This window comes from Chitinophaga solisilvae (assembly GCF_009928525.1).
Taxonomy (GTDB): Bacteria; Bacteroidota; Bacteroidia; order Chitinophagales; family Chitinophagaceae; genus Chitinophaga; species Chitinophaga solisilvae.
The window spans coordinates 1-12,552 of sequence record NZ_JAABOK010000032.1 but is presented as its reverse complement, the minus strand read 5'-3'; the positions used below and the strand labels follow the sequence as shown (position 1 = coordinate 12,552).

Below are 12,552 nucleotides of genomic sequence, written 5' to 3'. Positions count from 1 at the left end.
TATAGATCACATAGGCCACCTGCTCCGGCAGGCGGGTAAATTCCGGTGCTGTAACCGGATAGCTGCTGATATGTTCCCAGTCACTGTCTACCACCACGCAATTGCTGATATGCGCAAACAGGGAAGCACAGCTGCTGCTGCAAACCACCACCGTCGCAGCGGTATCTTCCAGCATGTAATGAATACGGTCTTCCGGATAAAGCGGATCTACCGGCACATACGCGCCACCCGCCTTCATAATACCGAGTATGCTCACAATCATGTCAAGGCTCCGCTCCAGGCATACCGGCACCAGCGTTTCTTCCTGCACGCCTTTGCTGCGCAGGTAATGTCCCAGCTGACAGGCGCGTTCATCCAGCTCACGGTAAGTGAGGTGCTGCGATTCATACACAACTGCTATTCGTTCAGGCGTACGCGTTACCTGTTGTTCGAAGATGTCCAGGATCGTAAGATGTTCCGGCCAGGCGGAATCATGTCCTTTGAAAACGTTGAGCAGTTGTACACTTTCAGCCTTCAGTATCATCGGCAGCGTACCGATATGCTGTGCAGGCGTTGCTGCAACGGACTGTAACAATTGTTCATAGTGGCGGACCATACGCGCGATCGTTTCTTCGCGGAACAGATCCGTACAGTATTCTACAGATAAGGCAAGACCTTCTGCTGTTTCATCCAGGAGGAAAGTCAGATCAAATTTCGTTTGCGTATGTGCCGTATCTTCCTCCGCCACCTGCAGCAGCACTTCTCCGCCGTGCTCCTGCGCCGGCAGGTTCTGTAATACGAACATCACCTGGAACAATGGACTACGGCTCATATCACGGCTCTTCACCACCACGTCCACCACTTTTTCAAATGGCGTATCCTGGTGCTGGTAGCCGGACAACAACGTTGCTTTCACCTGCTGCAGCAAGGCAGTAAATGCCGGGTTACCGGACAGGTCGCTGCGTATGGCGAGGGTATTGATAAAGAAGCCTACCAGTTCCTCCGTTTCCTGCTGATTTCTTCCAGCCACCGGCGTACCGATACAGATGTCATCCTGACCGCTGTAACGGTGCAGCAATACCTTGAATGCCGCCAGTAGGGTCATATACAGCGTTACACCTTCCTGCCTGCTCAGCTGATGCAGCTGTGCCGTCAGGGCTTCAGGCAGCGTATACTGATATGCTGCGCCGTTTCTGCCCTGTACAGCAGGACGGGTAAAATCAGTTGGCAGGTCCAGGTCAGCTACACCGGAGAGCTGCTGCTTCCAGTACTCCTGCTGCCGGAATAATACTTCTCCTGACAGGTAGCTGCGCTGCCAGATGGCATAGTCTGCATACTGTACCGGCAGGGCGGGCAACGGCGCCTCCACTCCTGCCAGCGCTGCGCTGTAACCTATACTCAGTTCGTTGATGATAATGGAAGATGACCAGCCATCGGATGCGATGTGATGTAACGTTATCACCAGCAAATGTTCTGATGCGCTGAGCCTGATTAATCCCGCCCGCAGCATGTAATCCCGCGAGAGATCAAATGGCGCATCCGTCAGTTCTGCTATCTGCTGCGCGGTATCACTACCGGCCACGGTTATACGTAATTCCCAGTTATCTGCCGGTATTACCTGCTGATAGCCTGTACCTTCTTCTTCCAGGATCACCGTGCGCAGCACTTCATGGCGTTCTACGATGCGGCGCAGCGCCAGCGACAACGCAGCGGTATCTACCGCGCCGGTGAGCTTCAGCACCGCCGGGATGTGGTAATGCGTGCTGCCTTCCAGACGATCGATGAACCACAAACGTTCCTGGCTATACGATAACGGGATGCGCGCAGGACGCTCCTGCACACTTAATGCAGGCAGCTGCACGCCGGTATCATGGCCGGCCACCTGCAACGCCAGCGTGGCAATGGTGGGCGACAGGAATACGTCTTTTACGGTCAGCTCCACCGACAGCACCCGGCGCAGCTGTGACAGCAGGCGGATAGCCAGCAGCGAGTGGCCGCCCAGCTCAAAGAAATTATCGTGCACGCCTATACGCGCTACCCCTAACAGCTGTTCCCAGATGGCGGCCAGCTGCGTTTCCACGGTATTGCGCGGCGCTACGTATATGCGTTGTGGTGAATGTTCGTCGGAGGGGTCCGGCAATGCTTTCTTATCTACTTTGCCGTTGGCCGTCAGCGGGAAAGCATCCAGTTCCATCAGCACCGGTATCATATACTCCGGCAGCTGCTCCTGCAGCCATAACTGCAGCGCTTCCCGGCTGTAGTCAGCGGTTGTCAGCAGATAGCCCACCAGGCGCTTGATGCCGCCGGCCCCGGCTTTCGCCACTACTACGGCATTGCTCACTGTGGCATGCTGATGCAGGATATTTTCTATCTCGCCCAGCTCAATGCGGTAGCCACGGACTTTCACCTGATCGTCTGCACGGCCCAGGTATTCGATGTTGCCGTCAGGCAGCCACCGCCCTACGTCGCCTGTCTTATACAGGCGGCCATGATGATAGGAATTGGCAATGAATTTCTCCGCAGTCAGTGTATCGCGGTTCAGATAACCACGCGCCACACCGATACCGCCTACACAGATTTCTCCCGGCACGCCATACGGACACAGTTCTCCGTTGGCGTCCAGCACGTATAAATGCAGGTTCTGTACCGGCTTGCCCACCGGCACGTTGGCAGACAGCGGTGTTTCCCGCATGAAGTGGAAACTCACGTCGTCAGACGCTTCCGTCGGACCGTAGGCATTTACCACCGGTATGCGGCCGAACACCGGATGACTGAACCACTGTTCCAGCAGCTGCCGTGATACCGCCTCACCGGTCACCAACAGGTAGTCTAACGCTGACAGCCCTACGCCCCCGTCGTCCTGCAGCACTGCCGTCAGGTACGAAGGTACCAGCTGCAGCAGTGTTACCCCGCGCCGGTCCACATCGCGGATCAAGGCATCCGGACGCAGGATCAGCGATTCGGTATAGATCACCGTGCGGCCGCCGCAGATCATCGTGTTGATCATCTGCCAGACAGAAATATCGAACGTATACGGTGCCGTGAAAGCCAGCACCGTAGCGGTACTCATGTTGAACTCCGTAATCATGGCCAGCAGGTGATTCAGCAGGCCGGCATGTTCTACCAGCACGCCTTTGGGCTTGCCGGTGGAACCGGAGGTATAGATCACATAGGCCAGGTCCTGCGGCGAAGTTACCACTGCAGGCGCTGTAGCCGGGTATTGCGCCAGCAGCTCCCTGTCCCCGTCCATAGAGATCACCTGCATATCTGCCGGTAATACCCCGCGGCTTGCCTCACTGCTGACGATGATTTTTGCGGAGCTGTCTTCCAGAATATAGCTCACCCGATCCGCAGGGAACCTGGGATCTACCGGCACATAAGCGCCGCCAGCCTTCATAATGCCTACCACGCCCACGATCATTTCCAGGGAACGTTCTATGCAAATAGGCACCAGTGTATCCGTAGTAACGCCGGACTGCACCAGGTGATGCGCCAGCTGGTTAGCGCGCGCATGCAGGGCTGCATAGGTGAGTTCCTGTTCTTCAAATACCAGCGCCACCGCATCCGGCGTACGCTCTGCCTGTTCTTCGAACAGGTGCACGAAAGTTTTGTTTTCAGGATATGCCGTTACCGGTCCGCTGAATAAATCCAGCAACTCCGCGCTTTCCGCTGTGGTCAGCATCGGCAACGCATTGATTTTTTTCACCGGGCTTACCGTCACCGCATGCAGCAGTTGTTTATAATGAGCCGCCATACGTTGTATGGTGGCTGCTGTAAAGAGATCCGTGCAGTATTCAATGCTAAGCGCCAGTCCGTTTTTACCTTCTGCCACAGTTACCGTTAGGTCAAACTGAGCTGTATCTTCTTCCATACTTTCGCCGGACAATTGTAATCCGGCCAGTGTCAGCTGATCGGATTCCGGCAGATTCTGTAATACAAAGAATACCTGAAAGAGCGGGCTGCGGCTCAAGTCGCGGGTTTTCACCACCGCCTCCACTACTTTTTCAAAAGGCATATCCTGGTGTTCATATCCTTCCAGCAGCGTATGCTTTACCTGTTGCAGCAGTTCCAGGAAAGTGTGCGCACCTTCCAGACGGGAACGTACCGCCAGGGTATTGATAAAGAAGCCGATCAGGGATTCTGCTTCCTGTTGTTTTCTGCCGGCCAGCGGCGTACCCACGCAGATATCGTCCTGCCCGGTGTAGCGATGCAGCATTACTTTGAAAGCAGCCAGCAGTGTCATAAACAGGGTAGCGCCCTGTTGCTGGCTGAGTTTATGCAGGGCGGCCGTAGTAGCTGCGTTAATTTCCACATGCAGCACAGCGCCGTTGGTGCGTTGTACCACGGGGCGTACAAAATCAAGCGGCAGGTTCAGCGGTTCCAGGTCAGACAGCTGCCGTACCCAGTAATTGCGCTGCTTCTCCAGCACCTCTCCGGTGAGGTATGTTTTTTCCCATATCGCGTAGTCCGCGTACTGGAAAGGCAGATCGGGCAAGGCTGCCGGCCTGTTTTCCAGCAGGGCGCTATAGAGCGCTGTCAGTTCACGGACCAGGATATTCACCGACCAGCCATCGGCCGCGATATGATGCAGGATGATAACCAGCGTGTATTCGTCGGCGTTATGGGTGATAAGTCCTGCCCGGAGCATATGATCTGCCGAAAGATTAAACGGCTGGCTGTTAAATGCCAGGATGGTTTCTTTCAGACCGGCGGCAGTATCCAGTTGCTGCAGCTGCCATTGACCTTCCGGGAGTATGTGCTGATACGCGATTCCATCTTCTTCCCGGAAAACGGTTCTCAGCACTTCATGCCGGTCGACGATAGCCTGCAAGGCTGACGCCAGTATGTCGCGGTGCAGTTGTCCTTTTATTTTCAGTACTGCCGGGATATGATAGTGCACGCTACCTTCCAGCTGGTCAGTAAACCAGAGGCGTTCCTGGCTGAACGACAGCGGGATGCGTGTATCCCGCGGCTGCGCCGTTACCGGCGGCAGCAGCTGCCGCGGCGATGCCTGCTGCAGGTAAGCTGCCAGCGACGCCACCGTAACGTGGGCAAACAGTTCCCTTACCGAAACCTCTACAGACAGCTCATGCCGGATGGCTGCCATCAGCCGCATAATGAGCAGCGAGTGGCCTCCCAGCTCAAAGAAATTATCGTATATCCCTACCCGTTGTATTCCCAGCAGTTGCTGCCAGATATTCACCAGTGCAGCTTCTGTTTCGTTGCGGGCAGCAGCATAGTTCCCGGCGAGCAGCCCGCTGATATCTGCTGCGGGCAATGCTTTGCGGTTCACTTTACCATTGGCCGTCAGCGGAATATTTTCCATTTCTACCCACAGCGCAGGCACCATATATTCCGGCAGTCTTTCCCTGAGATACTGTTGCACGGTTTCCTTATCGAATGCTGTCACCGGCACTACATAGGCTACCAGGCGCTTAATACCGGAAGCATCGGTATCTGCCAGCACCACAGCCTGCGATACCAGGCCACCGCTTTTCAGTACATTCTCGATTTCTCCCAGCTCTACACGATACCCTCTTATCTTCACCTGTTCATCTACCCTGCCGAGGTATTCAATGTTTCCATCGGGCAGCCGGCGTGCCAGGTCACCGGTTTTATAGAGTCTTGCTCCTTTCATTTTATTGAACGGATGCGCCGGAAAACGTTGTGCAGTCAGCGTTTCATTATGCAGATAACCACGGGTAACACCGGCGCCGCCGATGCAGAGTTCTCCGGCAACCCCGTTGGGCGCCAGGTTACCGGCATTATCCAGGATATAGGTTTCCACTGCAGGCAGTGCCTTACCTATCGGCACGGTATTGAGTTGTGCCAGCGTGGCAGGCTGACAATGATATATCAGAGCGGAGATGGTTGTCTCCGTAGGTCCGTAGATGTTATAGAAGTCCAGCAGCCCGCACCAGCGTTCCGCCAGTTCCTTACGGCATGCTTCTCCCCCGGTGATGACTCTTTTCAGTCCGTTGTAAACACCTGGCTGCAGGTTCTCCAGGAAGCCCGGTGTTGCTTCCAGGTGCGTGATCTTTTGTGTCAGCAGGAAATTTTCAAAAGCAGCGGTATCCAGCTGCAGCCCTTCCCGGAACAGTACCAGCGCTGCGCCGTTGAGCAGCGCAAAAAACAGCTGTTCCACAGAAGGGTCAAAGCAGTAGTTGGAGAACATTACAATCCGTTCGGCTGCAGTAATGCCATAGGCACGGCTTTGGCCGAGAATCAGGTTGATAACACCGCTGTGTTCTGCCAGCACGCCTTTGGGCTGACCCGTAGATCCGGAAGTATAAATAACATAGGCCGCATCATTGGCACGTGTGCCGGCAGTAACCGGTGTTACCGGCTGTTGAGCCAGCGTGGCGGCTATCGTATCCAGCACTATCGGCCGGCAATTGCTTTCCTGCAGCAGGGGCAGATGCTGTTCCTGGCAGATCACATACTGCGCGGCGGTATCCTGCAGCATAAAGCTGATACGTTCCTGCGGGTAGGCAGGATCTACCGGCACGTAGGCGGCGCCGGCTTTCAGCACACCAAGAATAGCGGTTATCATCTCTGTGCTTCTGCTGATGCACAACGGTACGAGCGCACCTTTTCCGATCCCCTGCGCGCGCAGGTAATGCGCCAGCTGTGTGCTGCGTTGCTGTAATTCCCGGTAACTCAGCTGCGTATCTTCAAATATCAATGCGGTAGCATCAGGTGTTGCTGCCACCTGATCCTCAAACAGGTCTGCCAGGGTTTTTGCAGGGTCGCAGCTGTAATCCGGCGTCTTACCTCTGTTCGCAGCCAGCAGCTGCTGTTGTTCTTCCTGTGTCAGCAAACGTATGTGGCTGACAGGTTGCGCCGGGTTGTCCAGTATTGCCAGCAGCAGCTGTTCATAATGCTGCATCAGCTGCATCACCGTAGCTTCGCGGAAAAGGGCGGTACAGTATTCCACGCTGAAAGACATGCCCTCGCTGGTTTCGCCCAGCATAAATGCCAGATCAGCTTTAGCTATGGTATGTCCGGTATTTTCGAGTGACAGCGCTACATCACCCAGTGTCAGATCCGGTCCGTCAGGCGTATTCTGGAATACCAGCATTGCCTGGAACAGTGGGCTGCGGCTGCGATCCCTGTTCTTCACCGTCACTTCCACTACTTTTTCAAAAGGTATATCTGCATGATCATAAGCCTCCAGCAAGGTTTCCTTCACCTGTTGCAGCAAGGCGGTAAAGGAAGGGTTGCCGCTCATATCATTTCTGATAGCCAGCGTATTTATGAAAAATCCTACCAGGTGCTCCAGCTCCCGGCGTTTTCTTCCGGCGAGCGGCGTGCCGATACAGATATCTTCCTGACCGCTGTAGCGATAGAGCAATACCTGAAAAGCAGCCAGCAGTGCCATATGCAGGGTACAAGCCTGTTGCTGGCAGAACTGTTGCAGGCGGGCAGTCAGCTCCGGACTGAAAACAGTAGCGGCCACCGCTCCCGCTGTACTCTGCACCGGAGGCCGGGGGAAGTCCAGCGGTAAGTTCAGCGGCTCCACGCCTCTCAGCTGCTGTTGCCAGTATTGCTGCTGCGCAGCCAGTATGCCGCCGCTGATATATTTTCTCTGCCAGATGGCATAGTCCGCATACTGAATTTCCAGCGGCTGTAATTCGGGCGGCCGTTGCTCGGTATAGGCTGCATAATAGGCAGACAGCTCTCCTACTATCACAGATAAAGACCAGCCATCTGTGGCGATATGGTGCATGGTGAGCGCCAGTATATGTTCTGTGGCGGATATTCTCAGTATACCGGCTCTGAGCATATAGTCAGCTGCCAGATTGAAAGGACGGTTGTTAAACGCGCTGACAGTATCTTCCCAGTTGCCGGAAGCATCAAGGGTGGTCAGCTGCCAGAACTCCGGCTCCAGCAGATACTGGCCGGGAGCGCCGTCGGCACCCGATTGCCGGATGACCATGCGCAGTACTTCATGGCGGTGAATGATGGATTGCAGCGCGTACTGCAATGCCTCCCGGTTGATGTTTCCCTTTAATCTCAATACCGCAGGAATATGGTAATGAACGCTGCCTTCCAGCTGATCGATGAACCACAGGCGTTCCTGGCTGAAAGATAACGGTAACGGCTCTCCGTTGCGCTCATATGCCGGGATACGGTCAGTAAGAAAAGAATTTTTATCTGCCGGCGTATATGTTTTTAAATAAGAAATCAGATAACCTTTGTTGTTTTTCAGTTCATCGAGGAAAACATCATCTATCTCTTTATCCTCGTGCATTTCAACAATCAGTTGATCTTCTTCCAGAAATATTCTGATGCCATGTTCATCTGCTTTTTTCAGCAGCGCTTCAATTGCCGGTAAATTAAAATCAGCCATACTCGGGGGTATTTAAAAAATCTTTTAATTCGGTTACAAAACAATCCGTTTGCGTTTCTTTTCTTCCGCCAGGATAGTATCAATATGTTGCGACAGGGTTTCAATAGTGGTAAACTGGAAGAATATCCTCACCGGCAGTTCCGTACGGAAGCTGTCGAAGATGGCTGCCGCCAGCCGCATTACAAGCAGTGAATGCATACCCAGTTCAAAGAGGTTATCCTGCACGCTTACTTTTTCTACATCCAGGAGTTGCTGACAAACACGCGCAAGGACTTCTTCGGTTTTACTACGGGGAGCCACATACGGACTTTTCGCTAATGCTTCAGTTACAGGGTCGGGAAGATTTTTCTTGTCTACCTTTCCGTTAGGCGTTAATGGCAGCTGCTCCATAACAATCAGCACAGGAATCATGTATTCCGGCAACTTGCCCTGCATCCAGGCTGTCACGCCTTCCTTGCTGTATCCTGCTTTCGGCACAACATAACCTACCAGCCGTTTAATACCGCTCTTATCTGCTTTTGCTACCACCACTGCCTGGCTGACTGCTTCATACTGCTGCAGTACCATTTCAATTTCACCGAGTTCAATACGGTAGCCGCGGATCTTTACCTGGTCATCGATACGGCCCAGGTATTCGATGTTGCCATCCGGCAGCCAGCGGCCCAGGTCGCCCGTACGGTACATTCTGCCTTCACCGCGGAACGGATCCGTTACAAATTTTTCCGCTGTCAGCGTTTCGCGGTTGAGGTATCCTCTCGCCACACCGATACCGCCTACGCATATCTCTCCGGGTACGCCATAGGTACACAAACGGTTATGCGCATCCAGTACGTAGAGGTGCAGGTTACGGATAGGAGATCCTACCGGCACATTGGCGCTGGCCGGAGCAGATTCCATAAAGTAGAAGCTCACATCGTCAGATGCTTCCGTTGGGCCGTAAGCGTTGACAACGGGGATGCTGCCAAAATGCTCATGTGCGAACCATTGTTCCAGCAACTGCTGCGACACTGCTTCTCCGGTTACCAGCAGGAATTGCAGGGCCGGCAGTGTTACCTGTACATTGCCCTGCAGGGCCGCAGTGAGATAGGAAGGCACCAGCTGCAGCAGGGTAACGCCCTGGCGCTCCACATCCGCCAGTAATGCATCCGGGCGGAGAATCATTTCATTCGGGTATATGATGGTTTTACCACCACAGATAGCCGTGTTCACCATCTGCCATACGGAGATATCAAAGGTATAGGGAGCGGTAAATGCCAGTACGGTTGTTTCATCCATGCGCAACTCCTCCACCATGGCCTGCAGGTGGTTAAGCAGGCCGGCATGTTCTACCAGCACGCCTTTCGGTTTACCGGTGGAACCGGAAGTATAAAGTACGTACGCCAGGTGATGCGGCGCCGCCACGATGGCGGGATCTGTCTGCGGTTGCTGTGCCCACAACTGATGATCGCCGTCTACGGTGAATATGCGGGCGCCGGTATCCGGTATTACTGTTTTGCTGCGGGTATCTGATAATACGACGGAGGCTTTACATTCTTCCAGTATATAGGCAATCCTGTCTGCCGGGAATGCCGGATCTACCGGAACATAGGCGCCACCGGCTTTCCAGATGGCAATAACGCCGACAATCATTGCCATACCACGTTCTATGCAGATTGGCACCATACTGTCTGCCGTTACCCCATGCGCTGCCAGGTGATGCGCCAGTTGATTGGCCGCACTGTTCAGCGCAGCATAGGTAATAGTATTTTCTTCAAACACCAGTGCGGTAGCATCCGGTGTTTTGCTGACCTGTTCTTCAAAGAAATGTACAAATGTTTTGCCTGCAGGATACTCCATTTCCGGACCGGCAAACAACTGCAGCAGTTCTTCTTCTTCCTGTATGCCGAGCATGGCCAGCGCACCGATCTCTTTCTCCGGCGCCGCTACTATAGCCCGTAGCAGCTGTTCAAAATGCCGGGTCATACGGATAATTGTTTCTTCCCTGAAGAGATCCACACAGTATTCCACATATCCGGTCAGTCCGTCTGCTTCTTCTTTCAGGGAGAAGCTCATATCAAACATGGAAGTAGTGTGTTCTCCGTTTTCCATACTGAGGGTCAGTCCTTCGAGCGCAAGCGTGCCTGTTTCCGGCGCATTCTGCAATTCAAACATCACCTGGAACAGCGGATTACGGCTCATATCACGCTCTTTGACCACTGCTTCCACTACTTTTTCAAAGGGTATATCCTGATGGTCATAGGCTTCGAGTAACATGCCCTTCACCTGCTGCAGGAGGAAGCTGAATGCCGGATCGTTCCCTACGTCTGTTCTTAATGCCAGCGTATTCACGAAGAAGCCGATCAGTCCTTCTGTTTCATGATGTGTTCTGCCGGCGATGGAAGTACCTACGCAGATGTCGTCCTGACCGGTATAACGATGCAGCAGTATTTTAAATACAGTCAGCAGGGTCATAAACAAGGTAGTGCCCTGTTCGCCGGACAGGCGGCGCAGATCGGCTGTCAGCTGAGCATCCAGCTGATACCAGTAAACAGCGCCACGGGAACTTTGTACAGCGGGGCGTGGAAAATCTGTCAGCAGGTTAAGGGTATCTACCCCATTCAGCCGGCGTTTCCAGTAATCCAGCTTCTGTTCCAGTACAGCGCCTCTGAGCCAGGTGCGCTGCCATACGGCATAGTCTGCGTACTGTACCGGCAGGGCAGGCAGGGCGGCCTGCCGTTTGTTCAGTGCGGCATCATACAGGGCTGTCAGCTCCTGTACGATGATACCATAGGACCAGCCATCGGAGGCGATGTGGTGCATGGTAATCACCAGCACATGTTCTTCCGGTGATAATACCAGCAGTTGTGCGCGGAGCATATAATCAGCAGCGAGATTGAACGGCACGGCTACCAGTTCGCTGATATATGCTGTAAGATCATGTATCTTTTCTGTCTCCCCGATAATGGTCATCGACCATTGTCGGGCTTCACGGATTTCCTGGTACGCCAGGCCCTGTGAGGCCACCATCACTGTACGCAGCACTTCATGCCGGTGTACGATTGTCTGTAAGGCAGATTGCAGCGCCGTTGTATCCAGTTTTCCTTTCAGGCGCAGGATCGCCGGCATGTGGTATTGCACGCTGCCTTCGAGGCGATCTATAAACCACAGCCGTTCCTGTCCGAAAGACAGAGGGATCATCGCAGGACGCTGCCCGGCTGTAATGCCCGGCAGCAGCTCTCCGTGCTGTGTCTGTTGTATATGCGCAGCCAGCTGTGCGATGGTGGCATAGGTAAACAACGCCTTCACGGAAACCTCTGACTTCAGTTGTATACGTAAGGCTGCCATCAGCCGCATGGTAAGCAGGGAGTGGCCGCCCAGCGCGAAGAAATTATCGTGTATGCCTGGCCGTTGTATGCCCAGCAGTTCTTCCCAGATAGCTGTTATCTGCGTTTCTGTTTCATTGCGCGGCGCTTCATATGCGCTGTCTGTCAGCAGTGCTGCTACCGGGTCCGGCAATGCCTTGCGGTTTACCTTTCCGTTGGAGGTCAGCGGTATTTCATCCATCTGCACCCACAGCGCCGGCACCATGTATTCCGGCAGGTGGCTCTTCAGCCATTCCTGTGCAGCTTCGCGGGTGAAGTGCGGTTTTGCCACCACATAGCCTACCAGCTGTTTATTGCCACCAGCATCTGTTTTGGCCAGTATCACGCCCTGGTTTACCAGGCCGCTCTGTTGCAGCGTATGTTCTATTTCACCCAGCTCTATACGGAAGCCGCGGATCTTCACCTGGTCATCTATACGGCCCAGGTATTCCAGGTTGCCGTCTGGGTACCAGCGTGCCAGATCACCGGTGCGGTACAGCCGTTCGCCTAATATAAACGGACTGCTGATAAATCTTGCCGCCGTCAGTTCATCCCGGTTCAGGTAACCACGCGCCACACCGGCGCCACCGATGTACAATTCACCGGCTACACCTACCGGCACCAGCGACTGGTGCTGATCCAGGATGTAGGCGCTCAGCGTCGGGATAGGCTTACCGATCACGCTCGCACTGCTGTTCAGATGAGCGGCGGACAATTCCTGGTAAGTGACATGCACCGTTGTTTCCGTGATGCCGTACATGTTAATCAGACGGCTTGCCGGATACAGCTGCTGCCAGGGCTGCAGCTTGCCGGGGTTCAAGGCTTCACCACCGAAGATCACATAACGGATGGTGGTAGAAGTAATGCGGTTGGTCAGAT

Annotated in this window: 2 protein-coding genes; both read right to left on the bottom strand. The window is 54.1% G+C overall.

Annotation, left to right across the window (positions count from 1 at the left end; all coding sequences use genetic code 11):
* The coding region (locus GWG06_RS30270) for a non-ribosomal peptide synthetase (protein ID WP_160718166.1) at positions 1 to 8,332 on the bottom strand (8,332 nt) is incomplete at its 3' end.
* A 33-nt stretch (positions 8,333 to 8,365) separates the two neighbouring features.
* On the bottom strand, positions 8,366 to 12,552 hold a 4,187-nt coding region (locus GWG06_RS30265; RefSeq protein WP_160718165.1), incomplete at its 5' end, for a non-ribosomal peptide synthetase.